This is a genomic window from Stenotrophomonas maltophilia group sp. msm4 (genome assembly GCF_032025605.1).
GTDB lineage: Bacteria > Pseudomonadota > Gammaproteobacteria > Xanthomonadales > Xanthomonadaceae > Stenotrophomonas > Stenotrophomonas sepilia.
Genome location: NZ_JAVSKK010000004.1, coordinates 281,226 through 295,115, shown reverse-complemented (window position 1 = coordinate 295,115; position 13,890 = coordinate 281,226). Strand labels below are relative to the sequence as shown.

The following is a 13,890-nucleotide window of genomic DNA, read 5'->3' as shown; positions in this document are numbered from 1 at the left end:
GTTCGTCGTTTATGGGGCCCCCCTGTCGTAGCATGGGGCGGTCGACCGCCGCCGCTGGGGCGCGGGATCGCATTGGAAGCACGCAATGGAAGCACTGATAGCCCTGGTCGTACTGGTTCTTCTGGCCATCCCGCTGTTGCTGGTGGTCGCGCTGGTGATGATTGCCGGCCTGCGCCGCCGCGTCGCTGCGCTGGAAAGCGCGATGGCCGCCGCGCCGACCGCCGTCAGGCCGGCCGCTACCGCCCCCGCGCCTGAACGGCCTGTGGCCGCACCTGCCAGCGACGATCCACCGTTCCTGCGGCCGGCCGCCGCTGCTGTGCCTCCGTCCCCGCAGCCACCGGTGCGCGAAGCAACGCCCACCGGGGTGCCTGTCCCCCGTCCTGCTGCGCCACCGCCCGTGCCGCCGGTGCCGGTGCAGCCGCCGTTGCCTTCCGAACCGGCACTGCCCAATGTCATCGAGCGTGGCATCGGTGCGGTCAAGCGCTGGTTCACCGAAGGCAACGTGCCGGTCAAGATCGGCATGCTGGTGCTGCTGGCCGGTGTCGCTGCGCTGCTGAAGTACGTCAGCGACCAAGGCTGGCTGGTGCTGCCGATCGAACTGCGCCTGGCCGGCGTCACCGTGGCTGCGCTGGGCCTGCTGGCCTTCGGCTGGCACCAGCGCGAGCGCCGGCAGCTGTTTGCGCTGGCGCTGCAGGGCGGTGCCATCGGCGTACTGCTGCTGACCATCTTCGCGGCGTTCAAGCGCTTCGACCTGATTCCGCCGGCCTTTGCCTTTGCCAGTTCGATCGCACTGGTGGCCGGGCTGTGCGTGCTGGCGGTGGTGCAGAACTCGCGCACGCTGGCCGTACTGGGCATCCTGGCCGGCTTCATGGCACCGCTGTGGTTGTCCACCGGCAGTGGCAACCACGTGGGGCTGTTCAGCTATTACGCGGTGCTCAACGCGGGCATCTTTGCCATTGCGTGGTTCCGGCCATGGCGCGCACTGAACCTGCTGGGTTTCGCCTTCACCTTCGGCATTGGCACCTTCTGGGGCGTGCTGCAGTACGCGCCGGACAAGTTCAGCAGCACCGAGCCGTTCCTGGCGCTGTTCTTCGTGTTCTACCTGCTGATACCGCTGCTGTACGCGCGTCGCCAGCCGGCCGGCCGCCGTGACCTGATCGATGGCAGCCTGGTGTTCGGCACGCCGCTGGTCGCGTTCTCGCTGCAGGCAGGCATGCTGCACGCGCAACCGATGACGCTGGCACTGTGCGCGCTGGGCCTGGCGGCGATCTACGCGGTATTGGCCCGGGCGCTGATCGCACGTGCGTCGTACACCGTGCTGGCGCAGTCGCATGCGGTGCTCGCGGTGGGGTTTGCCACGCTGGCGGTGCCGCTGGCATTGTCGGCGCGCGCCACCGGCGCCGTGTTTGCACTGGAAGGTGCTGGCCTGGCGTGGTTGGGGCTGCGCCAGAAGCGCTGGCTGCCGCAGGTCTCCGGCGCGTTGCTGCAGATCGGCGCCGCATTCGCCTTCGTTGCCGGTGGCGATCACTGGCACGAAGACCTGCGCTTCCTGATCAACCCGACCGCCATTGGCGCGCTGCTGCTGGCCCTGGCCGGCTTCGCGTCGGCGTGGAGCTACCAGCGCAGGCCGCGTCATGAGGTCGCACTGGTGTATTACCTGTGGGGCCTGCTGTGGTGGCTGGGCGGCCTGGTCCATGAGATCACCCGCTTCTTCCCATACCGCACCGAAGTGGACGCGTTGCTGGTGCTGGCCGCAGTCACTGCCTGGCTGGCGGCCGAAGCGCAGCGTCGCCAGCCGGCGCGTGCGCTGGGCGTTACTGCGCTGGCCATGCTCGCGCTGGGCTTCCCGCTGGCCCTGATGCAGAGCGATGCACACCACCAGCCGTTCGCCGGCCATGGCGCGCTGGCCTGGGCGGTGTTCGCGGTGCTAGGCGTGCGGACCCTGCTGTGCCTGCGCCAGGGCGGCGATACCGTGGCCCGCATCGCGCAGTTCCTGTGGTGGCTGCTGTGGCCGTCGCTGCTTTCGCTGCTGGCCTTGTGGGGTGGTGGCGAGGCCGGCCTGGCGCAGGGTTGGACGACCCTGCTGGTGACCTTGCCGTGGCTGCTGATGGCGGCGCTGTCACTGTGGCGCTGGAACGCATTGCGCTGGCCGCTGGGCGCGGCCTTCGACAGCGCGCGCGTCCCGCTGCAGTGCGTGCTGTTCGGCCTGCTGGCGATCGGTTGGCTGTTGGGCCAGCTGCTGCCGGGCGACGCCGCGCCGCTGCTGTGGCTGCCGGTGCTGAATCCGGCGGAGATCGGCCAGTGGCTGAGCCTGCTGCTGCTGGCGCGCTGGCTGTACGGCGATCAGCAACCGCAGGCACCGCAGGCATTGCTGAACATCCGCATGCCGCTGCTGGCACTGGCGGCCTTCCTCGCGTTGACCAGCCTGGTGCTGCATGGCGTACACCAATGGGGTGGACTGGCGTGGAATGCGTCGATGATGCGCTTCAGCCTGGCGCAGACCAGCCTGACCGTGTTGTGGAGCGTGCTGGGTGTGATTGCCTGGGTGTGGGGTTCGCGTCGCAGCCAGCGTGTGTTGTGGATGGTCGGTGCCGTGCTGATGGGCGTGGTGCTGGCCAAGCTGGTTATTGTCGATCGCCAGCACCTGGGCAACCTGCTGGGCATCGCATCGTTCATCGCCTACGGCCTGCTGTGCACGGTCGTGGGTTATCTGGCACCGGCACCGCCAAGCGCGGCGCCGACCGTGGAGGAAACGCAATGAGGAAGTGGAGCAGGGCGCTGCTGTCGGCGATGTTCGGCATGCTGGCCGCCGTCGTGGTACAGGCGGCTGATTACCGCACGCAGTATGCCGAGCAATGGCCGCTTACATTGTCCAGTGCGCAGTCCGGTGCCTACCGTATCGTGCTGGAGCCGGCGATCTACCGCCGTGCCGTAACCGCCGATCTCAGCGATCTGCAGGTGTTCAACGCGGCCAGCCAGTTGTTGCCGTCGGCACTGCTGGCGCCGGACCAGCCGCTGGCGCAGTCGCCGGTGCAGCGTGAACTGCCGTGGTTCGTGCTGCCGCCGCTGGCCGATGCACAGCGCAACGACCTGCAGCTGCTGACCGAGCGCGATACCGATGGGCGCGTGCGCCGGGTCGAAGCGCGGGTGGGTGGCGGGGCAGCGGCGAGCGGGCAGGGCGGCTGGCTGATCGACGCCAGCATGCTCGACCAGCAGCCGCTGGCGGCACTGGTGCTGGACTGGACCGACAGCGGCCAGCCGCTGCAGGCGCAGGTGCAGCTGGATGCCAGTGACGACCTGCAGCACTGGCGATCGATTGGTCGCGACGTGCCGCTGGTGGATCTGCAGCGCGCCGGCAAGCGCCTGCTGCAGCGCCGCCTGCAGGTGGACGGCGCTGCACGCTACCTGCGCATCCTGGCGCAGGGCGACTCGCGCCTGCCGACCCTGCGCGGCGTACTGGCGGAACTGCCGCCAGCACCGGCCACGCTGCCCTGGGAATGGCTGTCGCTGGAGCCGACGTCGTCGGGCAAGGGCGAGTACACCTTCGAGATGGATGGCCGGTTCCCGGTGGCGCGTGCCGATGTCGCCAGCACCGATAACAGCCTCGTGCAATGGACGCTGTTCAGCCGCGATGACGAGAGTGCGGAATGGCAACGTCGCAGCGCGCCGTGGATCGCCTATCAGGTGCAGCAGGGCACGCAGGGCCAGCGCCAGCAGTCGGCGGCACAGCCGCTGGGCGGGGCGCACCGCGACCGCTACTGGAAACTGGTGGCGAATCCGGCGGAAACCGCCACCGCGCCGACGCTGCGCCTGGGCTACCAGCCGGAAGTGCTGGTGTTCCTGAGCCAGGGTGCGGCGCCCTACGCACTGGCGGTGGGCAGCGCGACCGCGCGCCGCACGGACGCGCCGATCGGGGTGCTGATCGAGGAACTTCGGCAGCGCAACGATCCTTCGTGGCAGCCAACACTGGCGCGCCTGGAAGGCAGTCCGGAGCCGCTGGCCGGCGATGCGGCGCTGAAGCCGCAGCGCGATTGGAAATCGTGGTTGCTGTGGGCGTTGCTGGGCCTGGGCGTACTGGTGGTGGGTGGCCTGGCGCTCAGCCTGCTTCGGCAGAAACCTGCGCCTTCGGAATAGGTTCCAGCGAACGGCGCAGCCCCTCGTGGGTGGGCGGTTGGTCGCGTAAAGCAAAAGCAGCGCTTGACCGGGCGGGGTGGGTTCGCGGGGGACGCCGCAAGTACGTCCTTGTAGGCTTGGCAGCCGCATCCATGCGGCTGACACCCCCGCGAACCCACCCCGCCCGGCCTCTGACAATTTCCGTGTGCGTCCACCCACGGAAAGAAAAAAAGAAGAGCAAAAGCTGCTTGGCAGGGCGCTCTTTGTAGAGCCGAGCCCATGCTCGGCTGCTGTTCGCGATAGACCCAGCCGAGCACGGGCTCGGCTCTACATTTTTCTCCGACACCAGAAACCGCTTTTGCCTTTGCCATCTGCATCACCTCAGGTGCCTGTCGAGGCCGGGGCGGTGTGGGCTGGCAGGGGTGTCAGCCGCATGGATGCGGCTGCCAAGCCTCCAGGGATGGAATCACGGCGTCCCCTGCCAGCCCACACCACCCCGGCCCACTCACAGCACCACGAAGCGCCAGCGCTTTGGCCGTTGCTGTTGCTGTTGCATTTGCCCTTCGCCTCTGCCTGCCGCAGGCATCGGCCCTCCCACCAGCCGCACCCGATACAATGGCCGTCTGCCGCAGACCGGCATCCCGTCCCCGAGCCAAAGAGTTGCCCATGTCCATTGTCCGCATGACCGACCTCGACCTCTCCGGCAAGCGCGTGCTGATCCGCCAGGATCTGAACGTGCCGATCGAGAATGGCCGCATCACCTCCGAACAGCGCATCACCGCTTCGCTGCCGACGCTCAAGCGCGCGCTGGAGCAGGGCGCGGCGGTGATGGTCACCTCGCACCTGGGGCGCCCGAAGGAAGGCGTGTGGAGCGAGGCCGATTCGCTGGCACCGGTCGCCCAGCGCCTGTCCGAGCTGCTGGGCCGCGAAGTCCCGCTGGTGCGCGACTGGGTCGACGGCGTCGACGTGCAGCCGGGCCAGCTGGTGCTGCTGGAAAACTGCCGCATGAACGTCGGCGAGGGCAAGGACGACGAGGCCCTGTCGAAGAAGTACGCCGCCCTGTGCGACGTGTTCGTGATGGATGCCTTCGGTACCGCGCACCGTGCGCAGGCCTCCACCCATGGTGTCATCCGCTTTGCACCGGTCGCGGCCGGTGGCCCGCTGCTGATGGCCGAGCTGGACGCGCTGGCGCAGGCACTGGATGCACCGGCCAAGCCGCTGCTGGCCATCGTCGCCGGCAGCAAGGTCAGCACCAAGCTGGAGTTGCTGGCCAATCTGGTTGGCAAGGTCGACCAGCTGATCGTCGGTGGCGGCATCGCCAACACCTTCATCGCCGCAGCTGGCTACAACGTCGGCAAGTCCCTGTACGAGCCGGACCTGCTGGACACCGCGAAGAAGATCGTGGCCGATGCCAAGGCGCGCGGCGCCGACATTCCGCTGCCGGTGGACGTGGTCACCGCCAAGCAGTTCCTGCCCGACGCTGCCGCGGAAGTGAAGGCGGTCGATGCCGTTGCCGAAGATGACCTGATCCTGGACATCGGCCCGCAGACCGCCGCGCAGTACGCGCAGCTGATCGAGAAGGCCGGCACCGTGGTCTGGAACGGCCCGGTCGGCGTGTTCGAGTTCGAAGCCTTCAGCAAGGGCACCGAAGCGCTGGCCCGCGCGATCGCCAGCTCGAAGGCGTTCTCCATCGCCGGCGGTGGCGACACCCTGGCGGCGGTCGACAAGTTCGATATCGCCAAGGACGTCAGCTACATCTCCACCGGTGGTGGTGCGTTCCTGGAATTCCTGGAAGGCAAGACCCTGCCGGCTGTCGCCGCACTCGACGCGCGCGGCGCATGAGTGCCGAGCGCGGCAAGGATGTGCTGTTCTTCGATCTCGACGGCACGCTGATCGATTCGCAGGTGGGCATCACCGCCTGCATCGCCTATGCGCTGCAGAAGATGGACCATCCGGTGCCGCCGCGGGAAACCCTGCTGGGCTGGATCGGTCCGTCGCTGCGCACCACCTTCGCGCCGTTGTTCGTCGAACCGGCGCGGGTGGAACGGGCCGTGGGCTACTACCGGGAGCGCTTCGACGTCGAAGGCTGGCGCGAGCACACGGTGTACCCGCAGGTGGAAGGCACGCTGCGCACGCTGCATGGCCGTGGACACCGGCTGGCGGTGGTCACCGCCAAGAACGAGCCGCACGCGCGCCGCATCCTCGCCCACCTGCCGTTCGGTGGGCTGTTCGAGGAGATCGTCGGTTCAACCCTGGATGGCTCGCGCAGCCACAAGCCGGAACTGGTCGGCGAGGCACTGCGCCGGCTGCAGGTGCAGCCGGCACAGTGCTGGATGATCGGCGACCGGCGCATGGACATCGAAGGCGCGCGCCACCATGGCCTGCGCAGTGTCGGCGTGCTCTGGGGCTTTGGCGGAGAGGCGGAATTGACGGAAGCCGGTGCCAGTCAGCTGGCACGTGAGCCGGCGCAGCTGGAAACGCTGCTGGCCTAGCTTCCTGTAGAGCCGAGCCCATGCTCGGCCCCACAGAACCGCCCCCCTGCGCCAGCGTATGTCCGGACGATGTCCGCTCCATGACCCGCGAAGTCAGGCGGCACAAGGCTGTAACCGTATACATGCGGCGTGAAGGATGTGCTAATTTCCGTTCTTTACCGGGAGAGGCCCATCCACCATGTTCGAGCGTCAGCGTCGCACCAAGATCCTTGCCACCCTCGGTCCGGCCACTGACCCGCCGGGCGTGCTGGAGGATCTGTTCCGCGCCGGCGTCAACGTGGTGCGCCTGAACTTCAGCCATGGCGATCCGTCCGGCCAGGCCAAGCGCGCCGCCGAAGTGCGTGCCGCTGCGGCCCGCGTGGGCGTGGAAGTGGGCATCCTGGCCGACCTGCCGGGCCCGAAGATCCGCATCGAGCGCTTCGCCGAAGGCAAGGTGCAGCTGAAGGCGGGCGACCGCTTCGACCTGATCGCCAGCGAGAACGCCGGCCCGGGCACTGCCAGCGAGGTGGGCGTGAGCTACCTTGGCCTGCCGCAGGACGTCGGCCCGGGTGATGTGCTGCTGCTCGACGACGGCCTGATGCAGTTGCAGGTGGTGGAAGTGCAGGGCGACCGTATCGTCAACACCGTGCTCAACGATGGTGTGTTGTCCGACCGCAAGGGCCTGAACAAGCAGGGCGGCGGCCTCTCGCTGGGTGCGCTGACCGAGCGCGACAAGGAGCTGATCGGCATCGTTGCCAAGATCGGCGTGGACTTCATCGCCGTGTCGTTCTGCCGCAATGCGCAGGACATGAACGATGCGCGCGACATCGCCCGTTCGCACGGCTGTGATGCCGCGCTGGTGTCGAAGATCGAGCGCACCGAGGCAATCGAGAACCTGGAAGAAATCGTCGAGGCCAGCGACGTGGTGATGGTCGCCCGTGGCGACCTGGGCGTGGAAATCGGCGATGCCGAGCTGCCGGGCCTGCAGAAGAAGATCATCAAGGCCTCGCTGGCGCAGAACAAGGTGGTGATCACCGCCACGCAGATGCTGCAGTCGATGGTGGAAAGCCCGATCCCGACCCGCGCCGAAGTACTGGACGTGGCCAACTCGGTCATCGACGGCACCGACGCAGTGATGCTGTCGGCGGAAACTGCCGCTGGCGCCTACCCGGTCAAGGCCGTGGAAGCGATGGCACGCATCTGCCTGGGGGCCGAGCGCCAGTTCCAGACCGAGACCGACTTCAACGCATCGCCGCGCAACCTGGAACGTGCCGACCAGGCGATTGCCATGGCCACCATGTTCCTGTCGCAGCACGTGGGCGTGCGCGCGATCGTGGCGATGACCGAATCCGGTGGCACGGCGCGTTACCTGTCGCGTTTCCGCGCCAAGGCGCCGGTGTTCGCGGTGACCCGCCATGACGGCGCGCGCCGCCAGATGGCGCTGATGCGCGATGTGTTCCCGATCAACTTCGACAGCCGCGGCCTGACCCCGCGCGAAGCCGCGCGCGGCAGCATCCGCCTGCTGGTGGAATCGGAACTGCTGCAGGCCGGTGATCGCGTCGTGTTCACCAGTGGCGAGCACATGGAAACCCACGGTGCCACCAATACCCTGCGCCTGCTGGAAGTGGGTGAGGACGGCCGCGCCATCGGCCTGGGCGACCTGTAAGTAATGCTGCCCTGGGGCCGGCGCCGCGTTGCGGATCCGACCCCGGGGGCGGATCCCCGCAGGGGCCCTGACCCCCGACGGCAGGACACCGCGTGTCCGATGCGGACATTGGAAGCGTTTCCAGACTGGCCTCCACGTCGGCGCAACGGGTGGCAGGGCTATACTTGTGTTTTTCCCGCACCCGCCACAGGAAGTACATGAGCATCGAACAGCTGGCTGAAACCGCCCAGGCCATGGTCGCCCCGGGCAAGGGCATCATCGCGATCGACGAATCCACCGCTACCATCGCCAAGCGTTTCGCCGGCGTCGGTATCGAGAACACCGAGGAGAACCGTCGCGCCTACCGCGAGCTGCTGCTGACCACGCCGAAGCTCAACGAGCACATTTCCGGCGCCATCCTGTTTGACGAAACCATCCGCCAGTCGACCAAGGACGGCGTGCCGTTCGCCAAGTACATGGCCGACCACGGCATGATTCCGGGCATCAAGGTGGACAAGGGTGCGCACCCGCTGGCCGGCTGCCCGGGCGAGCTGGTGACCGAAGGCCTCGATGGCCTGCGTGAGCGCCTGCAGGAGTACTACAAGCTGGGCGCGCGCTTCGCCAAGTGGCGTGCCGTCATCAACATCGGCGAGAGCATCCCGTCGGGTACCTGCATCGAATCCAACGCCCATGCGCTGGCCCGCTATGCAGCGCTGTGCCAGGAATGCGGCCTGGTGCCGATGGTCGAGCCGGAAGTGATCATGGACGGCGATCATGACATCGAGACCTGCTACGAAGTCACCGAAGCCACCCTGCGTTCGCTGTTCGACGCCCTGTACCAGCAGAACGTGCTGCTGGAAGGCACCATCCTGAAGGCGTCGATGGTCATCTCCGGCAAGGACTGCGAGGAGCAGGCCGATGTCGAGGAAGTGGCCGAGTCGACCGTGATGTGCCTGAAGAGCACCGTGCCGGCCATCCTGCCGGGCGTGGTGTTCCTGTCCGGTGGCCAGAGCGACGAGCAGTCCACCGAGCACCTGAACGCGATGAACCAGCTGGGCAACCTGCCGTGGCCGCTGAGCTTCTCCTACGGCCGCGCCATGCAGCAGGCCGCGCTGAAGCTGTGGGCCAAGGACATGAAGGGCAACTACGCTGCTGCCCAGAAGACCGTGTACGAGCGCGCCAGGGACAACGGCCTGGCGGCGCTGGGCAAGTGGAACGGTTGATCCGTCCCATCGCTGGATGAACAAGGCAGCGCCGGCATCACGCCGGCGTTTGCTTTTGCGGGTATCTTTTCCGCCCCCATGCGCCTGGCCGGTGCGTGGGAACCACATGGAAGGCCAAGGAGAAACAACATGCGTTTGGCAGCAATCACACTGGCCGTAGCCACGGTCCTGGTCGCCGGCGGGTGCAACCGCATCGGCGGCGGCGCGGATGCGGGCAAGGCCGCGTCGCTCGATTTCGACAAGCCGGTCTCCGGCGAGATCACCTCGCGCAGCGGCATCAACTTCAACGACGGCAGCCATCACCAGCTCTACCAGATCAAGCTGGAAGACAGGGAGCTGGTCGGCCTGAAGCTTACTGGTGCCCTCAGCGGCTCGATTGCGGTGTTCAACAATGGCAGCCTGGTATCCACCAGCAACACCGGCTATGAGCGCGAGGGGGACGTCTCGCTGGCTTTCCGCGCCAACGGCAGTGGTACCTACCAGGTGGCAGTCAACGCCGATGGCCCGACCGCGTTCGGCCCTTATCGCCTTCGCGCCGAGAAGCTGAAGCCATATGACGGCAAGCCGCTGGTGGGCAGTGGCGAGATCGTCGATATGCTGGCCAGCAATTCGCAGGACTACACCTTGCAGGTGGACAAGGCGGGCCTGTACGAGATCCGGCTGGTCTCGGATGCCTTCGACCCGGTGCTGAAGCTTTCCGGGCAGGGCGTGGATGCCGAGAATGACGACGGCGGCGACAGCATCAACTCGCGCCTGACCCTGTCACTGAAGCCGGGCAAGTACACGCTGACCGCGCGCGGCCTCGGCGACGGCGTCAGTGGCATGTTCACCTTGTCGGCCAATCGCATCGAGCTGCCGGGCAACCTGGTCGATCGCGATGGCACCGCATTGCCGAAGTCCGGCAGCGTGTACACGATGCTCGACAACGATGGCGTCCGCCGCTTCCTGCTGACGTTGGACCGTCCGACCAATGTGCGGTTGGATGCGATCTCCGGCCAGCTCGATACCGTGCTGCGCGTGGTTGGCGGCGATGTCGAACTGACCGACGATGACGGTGGCAACGATACCAACGCACGCCTGGAAGAAGCGTTGCCGGCTGGTCATTACACCGTCGAGGTGTCCAGCCTGAGCAACGGCGCGGGCATGGTGGAAGTACGCGTGCAGGTGGACGGCGCCAGCGCCGACGAGGCTGCGGCCTCGGCGGCAAGTGCTGCTGCCGACGCCGCCGCTGCTGTGGCCGATGATGCCGCCGCGGTGGAAGCTGCCAGCCGTTGAACGTGTTCCACACTCCGTGGGAGTGTGGACAACGGTGCTACAGGAAAGGCCGGGCAATGCCCGGCCTTTTCCTTGACGCTGACCGCCGGATTCAGTGCGCGGCGGCAAGGCCCGCATCACCCAGGGGCGGCAGCAGCGACCCACGCGGTTCGCTGTCAGCACTTTGCCCGGCGGCGCTCAACGCCTGCTGGTAGGCCTTGGCCGTTGCGGTATTGAACGCCACCAGCACGATGCGCATCGGTTGCGCATGGCTGCGCTGCCAGGCCAGTGTTTCGGTGACAGCGATCTGCGCGGCCTGGTACAACGGATAGCCATACACGCCGCAGCTGATCGCCGGGAAGGCGATGGAGTGCACGCCCAGTGATTCGGCCAGCTGCAGTGACTTCCAGTAGCAGTTGGCCAGCAACGCCGGTTCATCGCGCTGGCCGTCGTGCCAGACCGGGCCTACCGTGTGCAGTACATGGCGCGCCGGCAACGCATGGGCACCGGTGGCGCGCACTTCACCCGTCGGGCAACGCACGCCCGGGCGCAGCTCCGGCAACTGCTCGCATTCGGCCCGCAAGGCGGGCCCGGCCGCACGATGGATCGCGCCGTCGACACCGCCGCCACCGAGCAGCGTTTCATTGGCCGCGTTGACGATCGCATCCACCGCCAGGGTCGTGATGTCGCCCTGCCAAACCTCGATCTTCATGCGTCCGTCTCCTGCCTGTGAGGTGATCCGCGCAGCATCTGCGCCGGCTGTTCCCACGGTAGGGGACAGGGCATCGATGCTGCGTCATGACCGTCTCACGCGCTGCGATCCAACGGCCTTCGCGCACGATGGCGGGCGACGCCTTCACGCAGGCTGAAGCGGGAAGGAGCCGGATCCTTTTCCGAACGGAAAAGGCTCTGACCCCGGCTGTTACGGCAGGCCGGCCAGCCAGTCGTCGTCGGATCCTTCGTTCACATCGGCGAACAGCGGTGTTGAGAAGTAACGTTCACCAGTATCCGGCAGCATCGCAAGGATCACCGAGCCCGGTTCAGCGCGGGCAGCGATGTCCAGCGCGCTGGCCACGGTGGCGCCGGCGGAGATGCCGACGAAGATGCCTTCCTCGGCGGCCAGGCGACGCGCGGTGGCGATCGCGCGATCATCTTCGACCGAGACCAGTTCATCCACTACGTCGCGGTTGAGCACGTCCGGCACGAAGTCCGGGGTCCAGCCCTGGATCTTGTGCGGCTTCCAGTCATCCCCCTTGAGCAGGGCGGCGCCGGCCGGTTCGGTGGCGATGATGCGGGTCTGCGGGCGTGCCACCTTCAGCACTTCGCCTACGCCAGTGAGCGTGCCGCCGGTGCCCCAGCCGCTGACGAAGTAGTCCAGCCGCTTGCCGGCGAAGTCGCGCAGGATCTCGGCAGCGGTGGTGTTGCGGTGATACGCCGGGTTGGCCGGGTTGGCGAACTGGCTGGCCAGGAACCAGCCGTGCTGCTCGGCCAGCTCGGCCGCCCTGCGCACCATGCCGCTGCCGCGCTCGGCGGCCGGGGTCAGGATCACCTTGGCGCCGTAGGCACGCATCAGCTTGCGGCGCTCGACCGAGAAGGTTTCGACCATGGTGGCCACGAACTTGTAGCCGCGCGCGGCGGCGACCATCGCCAGTGCTACGCCGGTGTTGCCCGAGGTGGCCTCCACGATCGTGTCGCCCGGCTTGAGCAGGCCGCGTGCTTCGGCATCGAGGATGATCGCCAGCGCCAGGCGGTCCTTCACCGAGCCGCCCGGGTTGAACGACTCGACCTTGGCGTAGACGCTGACCTGTGGCGGCGCCAGGCGCTGCAGCCTGACGATGGGGGTGTTGCCGACGGTATCGAGGATGGAGTCGTACAGGGCCATGGGAGCGCTCCGGAAACGGGGCCGCGCCGGGTTACGGCGGGCGAAGGGGGGAGGGCTGGCCGTTCAGGCCAGCGGCTGCCGGCTGACCGTAGCGCCGGCATATGACGCCCGGAAATGACCAGATACCTTTCTTAAACAACCTTTGGTTATAAGCTGGTGACGGCAATTGACCCTAGAGTGGACGTCCGCCCCATGCCGCCTGCCTGCCCATGACGCTGACCCAGCTGCGCTACCTGGTAGCCATCGCCGACGCCGAGCTGAACATCACGCTGGCCGCCTCGCGCGTGCACGCCACCCAGCCCGGCCTCTCCAAGCAGCTCAAGCAGCTGGAGGACGAGCTCGGCTTCCTGTTGTTCGTGCGCAAGGGGCGCAGCCTGGAGTCGGTTACCCCGGCCGGAACCGAAGTCATCGCGCGTGCCCGCGCGGTGCTGGCCGAAGCCAACAACATCCGTACGTACGCGGCAAACCAGCGGCGCGAAAGCCAGGGCCAGCTGATCCTGACCACCACGCACACCCAGGCGCGCTTCGTGTTGCCGCCGGCGGTGGCGGCGATCAAGCAGGCCTATCCGCAGGTCAGCGTGCACCTGCAGCAGGCCGGTGAAACCGACGCGCTGGACCGCTTGAACCAGGGTGACGCCGATATCGCCATCATCAGCACCGCAGGCGGTGAGCCAACCGATGGCATCGCAGTGCCGCTGTTCCGCTGGCGACGCCTGGTGGTGGTACCCAAGGGCCACCCGTTGGACCGCGCCGGCCGCGCACCGGACCTGGCCGCGCTGGCCCGCCAGCCGCTGATCAGCTACGAATCCTCAACCCGACCGAACTCATCCCTGCAACGCGCCTTCGCCACCAATGGGCTGGTGCCCGACCTGGCGCTGACCGCGCTCGATGCCGACCTGATCAAGACCTACGTGCGCACGGGTCTGGGCGTAGGCCTGCTGGCCGAGATGGCGGTCAGTTCCAATGACGAAGACCTGAGGTCGTGGCCGGCGCCGGATCCGATCAGCGAGTGCATCGCCTGGGCGGTGTTGCCGCGCGACCGCGTGCTGCGTGATTACGCGCTGGAGCTGGTGCATGTGCTGGCCCCACAGATTGATCCGCGCGACCTGCGGCGGGTGCTGGATGGCAACCAGGCCGCAGCGTGGCCGGTGCCCCCGACCTGGGAGTCACTGACCCAGACCATCACGGTGTGAGGTGGGTCGAGCAGGGCTTGCAGCCCTGCACCTGCCGAATCAAAGGCAAAAGCCGAAGCAACAGCAACTGCTGGCTTCCGTGGGGCGGCGGGGCGGTGTGGGCAGGCAG

The 13,890-nt window shown here is 67.4% G+C and carries 10 protein-coding genes; 8 read left to right on the top strand and 2 right to left on the bottom strand.

The features are described from left to right. The first annotated feature begins 85 nt into the window (after positions 1–85). From ROV93_RS19645 to ROV93_RS19615, 7 genes are all read left to right on the top strand, one after another. Positions 86–2,761 (top strand): DUF2339 domain-containing protein, encoded by a 2,676-nt coding sequence (locus tag ROV93_RS19645; RefSeq protein WP_072168478.1) that lies wholly within the window; start codon positions 86–88, stop codon positions 2,759–2,761. Further along, positions 2,758–4,134 (top strand): DUF3999 domain-containing protein, encoded by a 1,377-nt coding sequence (locus ROV93_RS19640; protein WP_072168479.1) that lies wholly within the window; start codon positions 2,758–2,760, stop codon positions 4,132–4,134. Before ROV93_RS19645 ends, ROV93_RS19640 begins: the two co-directional genes overlap by 4 nt. Positions 4,135–4,779: 645 nt before the next feature. Next, on the top strand, positions 4,780–5,955 hold the full coding sequence (locus tag ROV93_RS19635) for a phosphoglycerate kinase (protein ID WP_072168480.1): 1,176 nt from the start codon (positions 4,780–4,782) through the stop codon (positions 5,953–5,955). Further along, entirely contained in the window at positions 5,952–6,605 is a 654-nt protein-coding gene (locus ROV93_RS19630; protein ID WP_072168481.1) for an HAD hydrolase-like protein, read from the top strand. Before ROV93_RS19635 ends, ROV93_RS19630 begins: the two co-directional genes overlap by 4 nt. A 178-nt stretch (positions 6,606–6,783) precedes the next feature. Continuing rightward, positions 6,784–8,250 (top strand): pyruvate kinase, encoded by a 1,467-nt coding sequence (gene pyk, locus ROV93_RS19625; RefSeq protein WP_005418863.1) that lies wholly within the window; start codon positions 6,784–6,786, stop codon positions 8,248–8,250. 197 nt (positions 8,251–8,447) lie between these two features. After that, the gene (locus ROV93_RS19620; protein WP_019660018.1) at positions 8,448–9,452 is read left to right on the top strand and encodes a class I fructose-bisphosphate aldolase; all 1,005 of its coding nucleotides are present in this window, start codon (positions 8,448–8,450) and stop codon (positions 9,450–9,452) included. Positions 9,453–9,581: 129 nt separating this feature from the next. Then, positions 9,582–10,727, top strand: coding sequence for an ABC transporter substrate-binding protein (locus tag ROV93_RS19615; protein WP_072168482.1), 1,146 nt, complete (start codon positions 9,582–9,584; stop codon positions 10,725–10,727). 91 nt (positions 10,728–10,818) lie between these two features. Here ROV93_RS19615 and ROV93_RS19610 read toward each other — a convergent pair whose 3' ends face one another. Then, positions 10,819–11,418, bottom strand: coding sequence for an O-acetyl-ADP-ribose deacetylase (locus ROV93_RS19610; RefSeq protein ID WP_065185299.1), 600 nt, complete (start codon positions 11,416–11,418; stop codon positions 10,819–10,821). Between the two features lie 210 nt (positions 11,419–11,628). After that, positions 11,629–12,588, bottom strand: coding sequence for a cysteine synthase A (gene cysK / locus ROV93_RS19605; protein WP_061479314.1), 960 nt, complete (start codon positions 12,586–12,588; stop codon positions 11,629–11,631). A gap of 209 nt (positions 12,589–12,797) precedes the next feature. Between cysK and ROV93_RS19600 the strand changes: the two genes are divergently transcribed. Then, a complete protein-coding gene (locus ROV93_RS19600) occupies positions 12,798–13,781 on the top strand; it encodes a LysR family transcriptional regulator (RefSeq protein ID WP_061479313.1) in 984 nt (327 codons plus the stop codon). Positions 13,782–13,890 lie beyond the last annotated feature (109 nt).

Excerpts from the sequence above, each read along its gene's own strand:
- pyk (WP_005418863.1), top strand. The coding sequence starts at position 6,784 with ATGTTCGAGCGTCAGCGTCGCACCAAGATCCTTGCCACCCTCGGTCCG.
- ROV93_RS19600 (WP_061479313.1), top strand. The coding sequence starts at position 12,798 with ATGACGCTGACCCAGCTGCGCTACCTGGTAGCCATCGCCGACGCCGAG.
- cysK (WP_061479314.1), bottom strand. The coding sequence starts at position 12,588 with ATGGCCCTGTACGACTCCATCCTCGATACCGTCGGCAACACCCCCATC.
- ROV93_RS19615 (WP_072168482.1), top strand. The coding sequence starts at position 9,582 with ATGCGTTTGGCAGCAATCACACTGGCCGTAGCCACGGTCCTGGTCGCC.
- ROV93_RS19630 (WP_072168481.1), top strand. The coding sequence starts at position 5,952 with ATGAGTGCCGAGCGCGGCAAGGATGTGCTGTTCTTCGATCTCGACGGC.
- ROV93_RS19640 (WP_072168479.1), top strand. The coding sequence starts at position 2,758 with ATGAGGAAGTGGAGCAGGGCGCTGCTGTCGGCGATGTTCGGCATGCTG.
- ROV93_RS19645 (WP_072168478.1), top strand. The coding sequence starts at position 86 with ATGGAAGCACTGATAGCCCTGGTCGTACTGGTTCTTCTGGCCATCCCG.
- ROV93_RS19620 (WP_019660018.1), top strand. The coding sequence starts at position 8,448 with ATGAGCATCGAACAGCTGGCTGAAACCGCCCAGGCCATGGTCGCCCCG.
- ROV93_RS19610 (WP_065185299.1), bottom strand. The coding sequence starts at position 11,418 with ATGAAGATCGAGGTTTGGCAGGGCGACATCACGACCCTGGCGGTGGAT.
- ROV93_RS19635 (WP_072168480.1), top strand. The coding sequence starts at position 4,780 with ATGTCCATTGTCCGCATGACCGACCTCGACCTCTCCGGCAAGCGCGTG.